The 12,580-nt window shown below is 71.4% G+C and carries 10 protein-coding genes; 4 read left to right on the forward strand and 6 right to left on the reverse strand.

The features are described 5' to 3' along the window. Nucleotides 1–122: 122 nt before the first annotated feature. Nucleotides 123–1,343, reverse strand: coding sequence for an ROK family protein (locus RKD20_RS28980; protein ID WP_424880272.1), 1,221 nt, complete (start codon nt 1,341–1,343; stop codon nt 123–125). Nucleotides 1,344–1,407: 64 nt separating this feature from the next. After that, nucleotides 1,408–1,494 carry a putative leader peptide gene (locus RKD20_RS28985; RefSeq protein WP_424883348.1) on the reverse strand — a complete coding sequence of 29 codons (87 nt, stop codon included), beginning with the start codon at nt 1,492–1,494 and terminating at the stop codon, nt 1,408–1,410. 269 nt (nt 1,495–1,763) lie between these two features. Here RKD20_RS28985 and RKD20_RS28990 point away from each other — a divergent pair, with 269 nt between their 5' ends. Then, entirely contained in the window at nt 1,764–2,339 is a 576-nt protein-coding gene (locus RKD20_RS28990) for a biotin transporter BioY (RefSeq protein ID WP_007382035.1), read from the forward strand. On the opposite strand, the gene RKD20_RS28995 is transcribed toward RKD20_RS28990, so the two are convergent. After that, nucleotides 2,329–3,606, reverse strand: a complete 1,278-nt coding sequence (locus tag RKD20_RS28995) for an FAD-binding oxidoreductase (RefSeq protein WP_424880273.1) — start codon at nt 3,604–3,606, stop codon at nt 2,329–2,331. The two genes, RKD20_RS28990 and RKD20_RS28995, sit on opposite strands and share 11 nt — an antisense overlap. An 81-nt stretch (nt 3,607–3,687) precedes the next feature. Next, entirely contained in the window at nt 3,688–4,413 is a 726-nt protein-coding gene (locus RKD20_RS29000) for an LPXTG cell wall anchor domain-containing protein (protein ID WP_424883349.1), read from the reverse strand. A 239-nt stretch (nt 4,414–4,652) separates the two neighbouring features. Between RKD20_RS29000 and RKD20_RS29005 the strand changes: the two genes are divergently transcribed. Further along, a complete protein-coding gene (locus RKD20_RS29005) occupies nt 4,653–8,009 on the forward strand; it encodes a protein kinase domain-containing protein (protein WP_424883350.1) in 3,357 nt (1,118 codons plus the stop codon). Nucleotides 8,010–8,100: 91 nt separating this feature from the next. Here the strand turns inward: RKD20_RS29005 and RKD20_RS29010 are convergent, their stop codons facing one another. Then, nucleotides 8,101–9,510 carry an amino acid permease gene (locus tag RKD20_RS29010; protein ID WP_424880274.1) on the reverse strand — a complete coding sequence of 470 codons (1,410 nt, stop codon included), beginning with the start codon at nt 9,508–9,510 and terminating at the stop codon, nt 8,101–8,103. A 203-nt stretch (nt 9,511–9,713) separates the two neighbouring features. On the opposite strand from RKD20_RS29010, the gene RKD20_RS29015 reads away from it, so the two are divergent. Then, complete coding sequence (locus RKD20_RS29015) at nt 9,714–10,199, forward strand: ribose-5-phosphate isomerase (RefSeq protein WP_020116394.1); 486 nt, start codon at nt 9,714–9,716, stop codon at nt 10,197–10,199. Nucleotides 10,200–10,453: 254 nt separating this feature from the next. Beyond that, the gene (locus RKD20_RS29020; protein ID WP_424880275.1) at nt 10,454–11,263 is read left to right on the forward strand and encodes an Fpg/Nei family DNA glycosylase; all 810 of its coding nucleotides are present in this window, start codon (nt 10,454–10,456) and stop codon (nt 11,261–11,263) included. Nucleotides 11,264–11,309: 46 nt separating this feature from the next. On the opposite strand, the gene RKD20_RS29025 is transcribed toward RKD20_RS29020, so the two are convergent. Further along, nucleotides 11,310–12,539, reverse strand: coding sequence for a GNAT family N-acetyltransferase (locus RKD20_RS29025; protein ID WP_424880276.1), 1,230 nt, complete (start codon nt 12,537–12,539; stop codon nt 11,310–11,312). Nucleotides 12,540–12,580 lie beyond the last annotated feature (41 nt).

A 12,580-nucleotide genomic window follows, 5' to 3' on the forward strand; every position in this document is an offset into this window, starting at 1 on the left:
GGAATGAGCGCGTCACACGGGGCGACGTGTCAGCAACAAAGGGTGCGACAGTGCAGGTTCGGGCTCATGAACAGGATGTTCGCGGTCCCGGGGAACCCCTGTCAACATTCGGAGTTTCTGAATTAAATAGCCTCAGGTGACGCGGCCAGCGGATCCCGGTAGAGCACGTCGAGCGCCACCGAACCACCCGCCACGGCAAGGACGGAATCCGGGAAACTCGACGGAATGACCGACGCCGCACGGTCGTCGCCGACGCCCTCGCGCAGGGCGGCGAGGCAGTCCTCCCGGTGCAGGACGCCGACCTCGGTCACCACGACCGTCTCCGGGTTCAGCACGTCGAGGAGCAGCCGCACGGCCCGCCCCACGGCGCGCGCCCGCTCGGTCAGCAGCCGTGCCGCCACCGGGTCGCCCGCGGCCGCCGCCGCGACCACGTGCATCGGGTTCACGCCCTCGACGATCCCCGCCCGCCGGGCCCGCCGGCACAGCGTCCGCTCGCTCAGCTCGGCCTGCAGGCATCCGGTCCGCCCGCAGTCGCAGGGCTCGGTGCCGCCCGGCACCGGGAGATGGGCGATCGCGCCCGCCTGGGAGCGCGGCCCGTGATGCACCTCGTCGTTGGTGGCGAACGCCGCGTCCACCACATTGCCGACGAACAGGTGCAGCACGCTCCGGCTGCCGCGCGCCCGCCCGAACAGCCGCTCCGCGTTGACCAACGCCCGCGCGTGGCCGTCCACATGGACGGGCAGGCCGGTCCGGGCGCCGAGCACGTCCCGCACCGGCACCTCGTGCCAGCCCAGCAGGGGGTGCTCGACGACGGTCCCGGAGTCCCGGTCCACCCAGCCGCCGGCCGCGAAGCCGACCCCCAGGCAGCGCAGCCGCGGAGACCGGGCGAGGAGCGCGGCGAGCCCGTCGGCGGCACGCGCCAGGATCGCGTCGCCACCGCCACCGCCACCGCCACCGCCACCGCCGGCGCCGTCGGCCCCGTCGTGCCGGAGCTCCCGTACGGCAACCACCCGGCCGCGCAGATCGAGCAGCGCCACGGTCGTATAGGGGACGGCCACATGGACCCCGCCCACGACGAACCGTGACTCGTCGAGGTCCAGGGGCACATGGGGCCGGCCCACACCCTGGGAGCGCCGGGGCGTCTCCGACTCCCGGATCAGCCCGAGTTCGGTGAAGCGCGAGCAGTAGTCCGTCACGGACGCCGGGGACAGCCCGGTCAGCCGGGCGATGGTGCTGCGCGCCACCGGACCGTGCTCCAGCACGGACCGCAGGACGACGCTGGCGCTCGTCCGGCGCCGGGAGGTGGAAGGGACAGGGACCGGGGGTGCCGCGGTACGGGGCATGGAAGACCGTCCTCGGTAACGGGGGCCGACACGTCTCGGAGGATGAGGCGCGCCGGAGCCCGCCTCACATCGGACGGCGACAGACAGCCGTGCCCACGCGTCGCAGATCGACGTGGCGACGCGACGAGAAGTACCGGGACTGGGCGACCATGCCTGGAAGGGTAGGTCAGGAAGGGTGAATCCGACCAGACCACTAGGGTTCGTTTGGTGATTCCCCACAGCCGTGAGAACGAGGCCTCTGTCGCCCCGGCCACCTCACCTCAGTGACAGGGGTCACGCCGGACCGGGTGTAGCCCACACCCTTTGTCCGGAGCCCACCAAGCACCTGTTCCCGGCTTTGTCGACCGTTGACGGTGATCGGCCGGAGGGCGCCGGGATAGCGTCACCGTGTCCCCTGTCGTTCACACCCGCGGAGTACCCATGAGCACCGCCGTCGCCCCCGTCCGCACCGGCCAGGTCCTCGCCGACCTGATCCCCGCCTCCCGCGTCCGGGACGTCGCGCTCGTGGTGGGCGGCGCCGCGCTCACCGGCCTCGCCGCGCAGCTGTCGGTGCCCGTGCCGGGTTCACCGGTGCCGGTGACCGGCCAGACCTTCGCCGCACTGCTCGTCGGCACGACCCTCGGCGCCCGCCGCGGTGTCGCCTCCCTCGCCCTGTACGCGCTGGCCGGCCTCGCCGGGCTCCCGTGGTTCGCCCAGGGCACCTCCGGGTTCTCCGTCTCCTTCGGCTACATCCTCGGCATGATCCTGGCCTCCGCCGCCGTCGGCGCCCTGGCCCGCCGCGGCGCCGACCGGAACGTGTGGCGGACGGCGGGTGCCATGCTGGTCGGCGAGGCGATCATCTACGCGGTCGGCGTCCCGTACCTCGCCTACGCCGCCGACATGTCGCTGTCCGCCGCCGTCGCGGCCGGCCTCACGCCCTTCCTGCTCGGCGACGCCCTCAAGGCGGCCCTGGCGATGGGCGTGCTGCCCACCGCCTGGAAGCTCGTCAAGCGCTGACGTCCCTCCTGAAGAGGCTCGCCGGGTCGTACCGCGACTCCAACTCGGCGAGCCTCTTGCGCGTTCCGGCGTCGTACAGCCCTTCGGTACGGTCCCCGGCCCCGAAGGCGAAGTTGACGGTACGGCCGAGAGTGACGGGCGCGAGGAGATCGAAGGCCGGGTCCAGCAGTGCACGCGCTTGCTCACGCCCGCCGCCGGTCAACAGCCGTAGCAGGAAACGCCCTTCGCGGTACGGCACCGAGTTCGGCGCAGGTCGCGCCAGCGCCCCGCCCAGGTGGTTGAGCTGTACGACGACCATGGACCCGGAGCCGGGCCCGGTCCGTGCGAGCAGCTCACCGGCCCGCTCCACGTCCAGTTCGCCGAGCACCGCGCTGTCCCCGTAGTAGTTGTGCGGTGCGTCGGGGTCGCTGTGGATGGTGCGGCTCTCGGTGTACGGCATCTCACGCAGCGAGTCCGCCGGCACCGGGCCGAACTCCCGCAGCGGGGCGAGGAGTCGATCCCCGTCGGTGCCGGTGTACGCGACCCGGACCGAGACGACGTACCGCCCGCGCAGGTGCGGCGGCAGCGCCGGGAGGTCCGGATACGGTACGGCCGCGAAGGACGAGGTCAGCGTGTCCGGTACGGTCCTGGTCCACTCCTCGTACGCCCGCAGCAGGGCCGCCGGATCGACCTCGCGCCCGTCGAAGGCGAGCGAACCGCCGTAGAGCCTCCGCACGGGGACGAGTCCGATCTCCAGCTCGGTGACGACCCCGAGGCGGTGACCGCCGCCGAGAAGGCCCCAGTACAGCTCGTCCCCCTCGGCGACCTGCCGCAGCCGGCCGTCCCCGGTGACCACGTCCAGGGAGCGGACGTGGTCGGCGGCATAGCCGAACTCCCTTGCCAGGATGCCGAGTCCGCCGCCCAGCGTGTACGACACGGCACCGACGCCCGGTGCGGAACCGTTGAGCGGAGCGAGCCCGTACGGCGCGGCCGCCTCGACCACCTGCCCCCAGTGGACACCCGCCTGGACACGCGCGGTACGGGCCCCGGGATCGATGGTCACCCGGTCCAGGTGCCGGGTGCTGATGAGCGCGCCGCCCTCCACCGGGCCGGGCAGTCCGTGTCCGGTGGCCAGCGCGGTCACCGGCAGGCGCGCGTCGGCCGCGCGGCGCACCGCGGCGACCACGTCGTCGGGGGAGCGGACCGGAAACACGAGGTCGGGGCGCAGGGCGAACCCGGTCTGGAAACTGGTGACTTCGTCGCGATTCGAGCTGTTCATGCCGGACATGCTGGAGGCATAACCTGACAGCTTCCGTCAGGTTATGCCTCCGCCGTCTTCCGCCGGTCTCCGCCGGTCTTCCGCTCCGGATCAGACGGTGCTCCGCGGCCGCCGTTGCGACCACCACAGCCCGGCCATGCCCGCCGCCATCAGTGAGGCGCCCGCGGCCCCGAGCGGCAGCAGTTCACGTTCCGCGCCGGTCTTGGGCAACTCGCTCGGGGCGTCCCCGCCCGGTGCCACCGGCTTGTTGTCGGTGCCCAGGAGCAGCGGGGTGGCCGGGGCGTTCGGCGACGGGTTCGTCGTACCGAACGGAACCGGGCCCTGCTGCCAGAACGTCTTCTTCCCGTCGCCGGTCTGCACCGGCAGACAGATCTTTCCGGTCTTCTTGAGATCGAATGTCGCGTCGACGGCGTACGACTTCGACTTACCGGCCGCGAGATTGTCGATGGGGCAGACGAATCCGCTGTTCGAGCCCTCCGGCAGATCGTTTTCTTCCATCGGAGAGCAGCCTTGAACGTTTTTGACCGTCATGCCGTCGAAACCGACGACCAAGAGCCTGATCTTTCCGCTGTCCTTGCTCCCGTCGTTCTTCACGCCGGCCGTAAGGTCGGTCTTCTGCGAGCCGTTGTCGACGGAGATCTTCTCCGGCAGCGTCGTCGTCAGCTTCACCCCGGCCGGCGCCTCGTCAACGGCCTTTCCCCCCTTGCTGCTGCCGGGTCCCTCGTCCGCGCTCGCGGTGAAGGAAAAGATCATCACCGTCGAGAAAGATGCCGCGACCAGCGATCCTGCAATGGTCGTCATACGACGAGAACTCATGTTCGCCCCCCTTGGCTGCGCCTGAATTCGCAGTACTTGAAGAGGTACCACAAGATTTCTCCGCACTATGCTGGTACGGCGCGAAGTGTGACCATTGTGTTCCACTCGGGACATCGTTGAGGGGGTGCAGCGGATTGCCGGGGAATACGGGAGACACGGGAAATGCGAGGCGCGGCGGAGTACCAGGGCTCCTGGTGACAGGGCGCTATCGCCTGGTCGAGAGTATCGGTCAGGGGGGAATGGGGCGGGTGTGGCGGGCCGCCGACGAAATGCTCGACCGGCAGGTCGCGGTCAAGGAGATGCGGATCGACGGCCTCGACGCGGAGGACACCCGCACCCGCCGTGAACGGACCCTGCGCGAGGCCAGGGCCACGGCCCGGATCGACCACCCCAACGTCGTACGGGTCTACGACGTCGTGGACGAGGGCGAACGCCTCTGGATCGTCATGGAGTTGGTCAAGGGCCGCTCCCTGGAGCGGATGACCGTGGAGGACGGCCCGCTCGGCCCACGCGACACGGCGCTCCTCGGCCTGGGGCTGGTGCGGGCCCTGCGCCAGGTCCACGCGCGGGGCGTCCTGCACCGGGACATCAAACCGGGGAACGTCCTGGTGGAGTCCGGCGACCGCACCGGCCGCCGGATCGTGCTGACGGACTTCGGCATCGCCGCGATGCAGGACGCCAAGGCGCTCACCATGGTCGGCATGCTCGTCGGATCCCCCGACTACATGGCCCCCGAGCGGGTCTCCGGCCGACCGCAGGGACCCCCGTCGGACATCTGGTCCCTCGGCGCGACCCTGTGTGCGGCCCTGGGCGGCCGCTCCCCCTTCTCCCGCGACACCACCCTGGCCACGCTGCACGCCGTCCTCTACGAGGAGCCGGAACTCCCCGCGGCGGCGGGCCCGTTGACCGACATCCTCACGGCCCTGCTGGAGAAGGACCCCTCGATACGCCCGAGCCTGGACGAAGCGGAATCGGCCCTGCACACGGTGGCGTTCCCGGCGCCTACGCCGACTTTGCGGATGGAGGCGGGGGAAGACGTCAGGGCGGCGGGACAGGGGGAGCAGGGGGAGCCGGATGGAGATGCCGGTGGGGCTGGTGACGAGCGGGAGGTCGAGGAGCGGGGGGCTGGACCCGGGGCTGGGACTTGGACCGACCCGGGGCGGGAGGCGTCGGCTGGCGGACAGGGGGACTCTGCGCGGGTGTCGGAGTCCGGACAGGCTGACGGGGCGCGGCAGCCGGAGGCAGCACCGGAATCGACATCGCAGCGCGCGGGAACCTCTGCACCGGCGTGGGTCCAGGGAGAGCTGAGGGACCCCAGGGATCCGAGGGGGCCGGAAGCTCCCGACACGGCGGGGGCTTCAGGGACGCCGGGTGGTTCAGGGGGTGCGGGGGGACCCAGTGCGCCGGACGGCCCGGGAACACCGGACTCGCCTGGAGCCCCGAGCGACGTACGGGAAGACGCGCCGGACGTGCCGGTGTCGCCGGACGCGACAACTCCGCCGGAGGCGTCGGGTACTCCACCGGGGCTGCCCAGCGGCTCGACGGACACGTCGGATGCCGGACCGGGCTCGTCGGAACCCCCGCCGGTGCGGTGGACAAAGCAGGAGCCGCCCACACCGGCCGACCTGGACACGCGGGTCGTACGGGCGGTACGGGATCCGCGGGTGCCGGAGCCGGAGACCGAGGCGGCTACAGGTGAGCCTGCCGAGGTGGAGGATGCGGTGCCGGGCCTCTCGGGTGCGGGTAGCGCCCGGGCCGAGTCTCGGTCTGTGGCCGAGGGTGCGGAGCCTGCGGATGCGGTGCCGCTCGGGCGTGGGTCTTCGGGGGCAGGTGTTGGCGGGCGTTCGGGCTCAGTGCCGGCGAGGTCCGGGCTTGTGGCCGAGGGTGCGGAGCCTGCGGATGCGGTGCCGCTCGGGCGTGGGTCTTCGGGGGCAGGTGTTGGCGGGCGTTCGGGCTCAGGGCCGGCGAGGTCCGGGCTTGTGGCCGAGGGTGCGGAGCCTGCGGATGCGGTGCCGCTCGGGCGTGGGTCTTCGGGGGCAGGTGTTGGCGGGCGTTCGGGCTCAGGGCCGGCGAGGTCCGGGCTTGTGGCCGAGGGTGCGGAGCCTGCGGATGCGGTGCCGCTCGGGCATGTCTGCTCGGAGGTGGGTGTTGCCCGAGATTCGGGCTCGTCGTCCGACGGGGCTCGGTCTGTCGCCCAGAGGACGGAGCCCTCGGATGCCGTGGCGTCCGATCACACGGCATCGGACGTGGCGGGGACAGGGGGCCCGACCCCGGACGCGGTGGGAGTAGAGGGCTCGGCCCCGGACGGGAGGGGAGCGGGGGGCTCGGCCCCGGACGGGACGGGAGCAGCGGACTCGGCCCCGGACGCGGCAAACGCGGTCGGCGAGGCCGTAGCCGCGAGGTCCGAACTCGGCGTCCCTGACGAGCCGTTCACGCCGCCCCGACTCCCGGAGCCGTCGGCCGACCATCGCGCCAGTGCCTCCACCGAGGCTGTCTCAGAGGAGCGTTCGGAGGTTCGGTCGGAGACGCCGCCCGGGAACTCCGGGGGAGCCGTGCTCCGGGCAGGTGCCACCACGACCAGTACGCCCCTCGCGAGCGCTCCCACCCAGGACTCCCTCGCGGCGGGCGTCCCCACGGAGCACTTCCCGATGCCGGACGCGCCGACACGGGACACCCCCTCGCGCGCGGCCTCCGCTCCCACCCGCGTCGGTCCGGTTCCGCCGACCCACCGTCGGCCCCACCACCCCGGCCCCGCCCGTCCCGCCCCCACATCAGGGTCGCGAGGCACCGCCGACCCCGGCTCCGGCAGCGACGTACCCACCGCCGACCCCCGTACCGATCCCGGTACCCCCGTACAACCCCACCCCGGCCGGGACCTCGATCCCGACCCCGCCCTGATCCTGGGCCCCCACCCGCACCGCATACCCCCGGGCGAACTCCTCGGCCCCCGCAGGGGTCGGCGCCGGACCGCCTTGGTCGCCGCCGGAAGCATGGTCGCCGCGGGTGCCGTCGTCGTCGCGATCATCCTCGCCACGACGTCCGGCTCACCCGGTGACGACAAGGCGGGCAGCTCCACGTCCGCCTCCGCCTCCGCTTCCTCCTCTGCACCCGGCGCCTCCACGCCCGGAGGCACCCCGTCCTCCACCGTCGAGGGCACCGCCCGCCCCCGCTCGCTCCCACCCGGCGCACACGAGGAGGCCGGCGGATTCGCGTGGAAGACCCCCACCGGCTGGCGGCGGGACGTGAAGACGGGAGCCGAGGTCCACTACACCTCGCCGGACGGACAGCAGGAGCTCGCGGCCAAGTCCTCGCTCGCCCGAGGGGACTTGATGGAGACCTGGAGGACCTCCGAGCAGAACGCCCACCAGGGCCAGGACTACCGCAAGATCCGCCTGGAGGAGACGAGGTTCCGCGACCACCCCGCCGTCGTCTGGGAGTACACCTTCACCCTCGGCGGCGTCCCCTGGCACGCCCACCTGCTCGGCTTCAACGTGGGCGACAAGTCGTACCAGATCAACACCTGGTACCAGCCGGACATCGAGACACAGGCCCTCAACACGTACGAGAAGGTGAAAGAGAGCTTCACCGTCCTGTGAGCACTCCCGGGAAACGGGAGAACGGGAAACGGGAAACGCACACGAAAAGGGCCCCGCGGCACACGCCACGGGGCCCTGCTCACACATCCGTTCAGACGGAGACCTTGTCCGTCACGTCACCCGTCCGCGCGGCACCCGCTCGCCCGCGTCCGACCTTCTCCTTCACCACGGCGATGACCAGCACCACCGCCGCGACGAGCAGCGACAACAGCACGGTCTCCCGCCCGTCGTGCTCCGTGTCGGTCAGCATGTAGCCGAGGACGAACACGATCAACGCGGCCGTCGCCCAGGTCAGATACGGGTACAGCCACATCTTCACGACCAGCTTCTCCGGCGCCTCGGCCTGGATGATCTTCCGCATCCGCAGCTGCGAGAAGCAGATGACCAGCCACACGAACAGGGCCACCGCACCGGAGGAGTTGACGAGGAAGAGGAAGATCTTGTCGGGGGAGAGGTAGTTGAAGAACACGGCGACGAAGCCGAACACCACCGACGCGAGGATCGCGGCCATCGGCACACCCCGGCCGTTGACCCGCGCGAACGCCTTCGGCGCGTCTCCCCGCTCGCCGAGCGAGAAGGCCATCCGGGAGGCCGTGTAGAGGCCGGAGTTGAGGCAGGACAGCACCGAGGTCAGCACGATGAAGTTCATGATCTGACCGGCGTGCGCGATCCCGAGGGAGTCGAGCGCGGCGACGTAGGAACCGTTGTCCTGGATGGACTTGAAGTCCCACGGGATCAGCGTGACGACGACGAAGATGGATCCCAGATAGAAGACCGCGATACGCCAGATGATGCTGTTGGTCGACTTGGTCACGGCCCTCTGCGGGTCCTCCGACTCGCCGGCCGCGAGGGTGGCGATCTCGCTGCCCATGAAGGAGAAGACGACGAGCAGCACACCGGTGAGGATGGCGCCGGGTCCGTGCGGCAGGAAACCGCCGTGGTCGGTGAGGTTGGAGAGCCCCGCCTGGTCGGCGTCGACACCCGGCAGGACGCCGAACACGGCGAGCAGGCCGATGACGATGAACGCGCCGATGGCGACGACCTTGATCCCGGCGAACCAGAACTCGAACTCACCGTAGGACCCCACGGAGACCAGGTTGGTGGCGGTCAGCACCACCATCACGATCAGCGCCCACCCCCACTGCGGTACGGCGGGGATCCACCCTTCGAGGATCTTGGCGCCGGCGGTCGCCTCGACGGCGAGCACGACGACCCAGAAGAACCAGTACAACCAGCCGATGGAGAAACCGGCCCAGCGCCCGAGGGCCCGGTCGGCGTGCGCCGAGAAGGAGCCGGAGTTCGGGTTCGCGGCGGACATCTCACCGAGCATCCGCATCACGAGGACGACCAGCGTGCCGACGAGGGCGTACGACAGCAGGATGCCGGGTCCGGCGGTGGCGATACCGGAGCTGGAGCCCACGAAGAGGCCTGCTCCGATGACACCGCCGATGGCGATCATCGAAAGGTGGCGGTTCTTGAGTCCGGCCTGGAGACCAGTCATACGGGGAATTCCTTCGTGCCGGGTGTGGGGCTCCCGTACGAGCGGTGTACGGGTCGGTCCAGTGAATCGGAGGCAAAGAAATTCGTGAACCTTTGAATCCAGATCGTTACTTGAGGTTTCCTTGAGGATCCATTGTCGGGTTCACTGTTTCCTGGCTGACACCCGGGGCTGCTGCCCTGAAACAGCCGTGTCACACTCATCTCATGCGCGTGTATCTCGGCTCCGACCATGCGGGCTTCGAACTCAAGAACCACCTCGTCGACTGGCTCAAGGCGGCCGGCCACGACGTGGTCGACTGCGGCCCCCACATCTATGACGCCCAGGACGACTACCCGCCGTTCTGCCTCCGCGCCGCCGAGCGCACCGCCGCCGACGCCGGCTCCCTCGGCATCGTGATCGGCGGCTCCGGCAACGGCGAGCAGATCGCCGCGAACAAGGTCAAGGGTGTCCGGGCGGCCCTCGCCTGGAGCGAGGAGACCGCGTCGCTGGGCCGCCAGCACAACAACGCCAACGTCGTCGCGGTCGGCGCCCGCATGCACTCCGCGGAGGAGGCGACGAAGTTCGTCGAGACCTTCCTCGCCACCCCGTTCTCCGGTGACGAGCGCCACCAGCGCCGCATCGACATGCTCTCCGCCTACGAGACGACGGGCGACCTGCCGGAGATCCCGGCGCATCACCCGCAGCAGTAGCCTCCGGCGGCGGGGCGGCGGGGTTCGCTGTCGGGTGCCGGTCCGGTGGGGGCTGGTCGCGCAGTTCCCCGCGCCCCTGGGTGGGTCACCTGCGCGCAATTCAGCCCCTGCGGCGTTTGAGGAGCGGGGGTCCGGGGCGGAGCCCCTGGGAGCGGGGTCGAAGGGGCGGCAGTCCCTGGAGGACGGGACGGGCAGGGGCGGCGGGGGCGAAACCCCCATGGCCCCCTCCACCTGCAGACCGAGAAGGAGCCACCGTGCCTGAGGGGCACACCATCCACCGCCTGGCACAGGACTACGGCGAAGCTTTCACCGGCACGGAACCCCGCGTCACCAGCCCCCAGGGCAAGTTCTCCGACGCCGCCGCCCTCCTCACCGGCTCCGAACTCACCCGCACCGAGGCCCACGGCAAACACCTCTTCCTCGGCTTCCGGCACACCGACTGGGTCCACATCCACCTCGGCCTCTTCGGCAAGGTCACCTTCGGCCCGGCCCCCGCACCCCCGCCCACCGACACGGTCCGCCTCCGCCTCGCGAACACCGAGGCGTACGTCGACCTGCGCGGCCCCACGACCTGCGCCCTGATCACCCCCGCCGAGAAGCAGTCGATACACGACCGCCTCGGCCCGGACCCCCTCCGCGAGGACGCCGACCCGCATGCCGCGTACCGGCGGATCTCCCGCAGCCGTACGACGATCGCCGCCCTGCTGATGGACCAGAAGGTCATCGCGGGCGTGGGCAACGTCTACCGCGCGGAGGTCCTCTTCCGGCACCGCGTCGACCCGTACCGCGCGGGCAAGGACATCACCCCCGCCGAGTGGGACGCGATCTGGGCCGACCTCGTCGAGCTCATGCGCGAGGGCGTGCGGAACAACCGCATCGACACCGTCCGCCCCGAGCACACCCCGGAGGCGATGGGCCGTCCGCCCCGCGTCGACGACCACGGCGGCGAGGTCTACGTGTACCGCAGGGCCACCCTGCCCTGTCACATCTGTGGCGGCGAGATCCGCACCGCCGATCTCGCCGCCCGCAACCTCTTCTGGTGCCCGACCTGCCAGAAGCCCTGACGGCAGCCCCGAGGACAGCCCTGACGGCAGCCCGGACGGCCGTCGCCTAGAAGCCGTGCGGCAGCCAGGGCGCCACCGCCGACCCGAACCCCGCCGCCGCCTCGGCCAGCGCCCCGTGCCGCACCTCGCGCACCAGCCCGGCCCCCGCCAGCGCGGCGAGGCTCACGCCGCCGAGATAGGCCGCCCCCAACTCCCGTACGGACAGGACGAGATCGGCCGCCTCCGTCGTACGCTCGCACGACGCGCCCTTCGCGTCCCCGCTGAGCCGCCAACGCCCGGTGTTCCAGGGGCAGAAGGCGTCCTCGACCTCCAGCACCACGTCCACCGGCGTCTGATAGGTCCGCGCCTCCAGCGCGGCCCCCACGTCGACCAGTCGCACATGCAGCGAGTCCCGCACCAGCAGCGAGCAGCGGCGGACGTCGGAGACCAGGTACTGCCAGGCCTCGTCGACCGGCCGCCGCCGGGCGTCGATCCGTGAGGTGAGGTCGAGGTCGAACAGGAACCGCCACAGCGCGCCGTGCGTGGCCGGATCCAGCGCCTCCAGGTCGGAGACCACCACCGTGCCCTTGGGTCCGGCCGGCTCCCAGTCCGCCTTGACCCGGTACCGCACGAAGCCCGCGACCTCCCCGTCCCGCTCCGCGACCACGCACTGCAGCGGCGAGGCACCGCCCCGCTCGCTCTCCGGGTCGAGCAGCCACAGCCGCTCCCAGCCCGGGATCCGGGCGACCATCCCGGGCCGCCGGGGCACGAGCCGGGCGTACACCGCCTCGCACGCGCCGAGCACGTCGGCGGGCGCCGCGTACCGCAGCCGTACGTCGTCGGTGCCGGGCGGCACGGACAGACGTACCCGGGTCGTGTCGATGTCGGCGTTGACGTGGTAGGTGCCCACGCCGTACCCGAACCGGCCGTAGATCACCGGCTCGGAGGCGGTGAGCACGGCCAGCGGCTCGCCCCAGGAGCGCACGTCGTCCAGCTGGCGGCGCATCATCGAGGTCAGCACCCCGCGCCGCCGGTGCGTGCCGGCCACGCCGACCATGGTGACGCCGGCCGCGGGCACGGAGGCGCCGCCCGGCACGGTCAGCCGGAAGTCGAACGCTCCCGCCGTCCCCACGCACTGCTCGCCGTCCCAGACGCCGATGGAGCGGTCGTGCTCGGTGAGCTCACGCCACAGCTCCCGCTCCTCGGCCGACTCCGGAACCCCGCCGAAGGCGCGGATCAGGCTGTCGTACCACTTGGCCCAGTCGTCCTGTCGAAGCACCCGCAAGTCTGTCCCCATGAACCATGCCTACCAGGGCGTTGCGGGAGGGGCGAGGGAAT

The organism is Streptomyces sp. SLBN-8D4, assembly GCF_049739545.1.
Taxonomy (GTDB): Bacteria; Actinomycetota; Actinomycetes; order Streptomycetales; family Streptomycetaceae; genus Streptomyces; species Streptomyces canus_C.

Excerpts from the sequence above, each read along its gene's own strand:
- RKD20_RS29005 (WP_424883350.1), top strand. The coding sequence starts at position 4,653 with ATGGGGCGGGTGTGGCGGGCCGCCGACGAAATGCTCGACCGGCAGGTC.
- RKD20_RS29025 (WP_424880276.1), bottom strand. The coding sequence starts at position 12,539 with ATGGGGACAGACTTGCGGGTGCTTCGACAGGACGACTGGGCCAAGTGG.
- RKD20_RS28995 (WP_424880273.1), bottom strand. The coding sequence starts at position 3,606 with ATGTCCGGCATGAACAGCTCGAATCGCGACGAAGTCACCAGTTTCCAG.
- RKD20_RS28985 (WP_424883348.1), bottom strand. The coding sequence starts at position 1,494 with ATGGTCGCCCAGTCCCGGTACTTCTCGTCGCGTCGCCACGTCGATCTG.
- RKD20_RS29010 (WP_424880274.1), bottom strand. The coding sequence starts at position 9,510 with ATGACTGGTCTCCAGGCCGGACTCAAGAACCGCCACCTTTCGATGATC.
- RKD20_RS28980 (WP_424880272.1), bottom strand. The coding sequence starts at position 1,343 with ATGCCCCGTACCGCGGCACCCCCGGTCCCTGTCCCTTCCACCTCCCGG.
- RKD20_RS29000 (WP_424883349.1), bottom strand. The coding sequence starts at position 4,413 with ATGAGTTCTCGTCGTATGACGACCATTGCAGGATCGCTGGTCGCGGCA.
- RKD20_RS29015 (WP_020116394.1), top strand. The coding sequence starts at position 9,714 with ATGCGCGTGTATCTCGGCTCCGACCATGCGGGCTTCGAACTCAAGAAC.
- RKD20_RS28990 (WP_007382035.1), top strand. The coding sequence starts at position 1,764 with ATGAGCACCGCCGTCGCCCCCGTCCGCACCGGCCAGGTCCTCGCCGAC.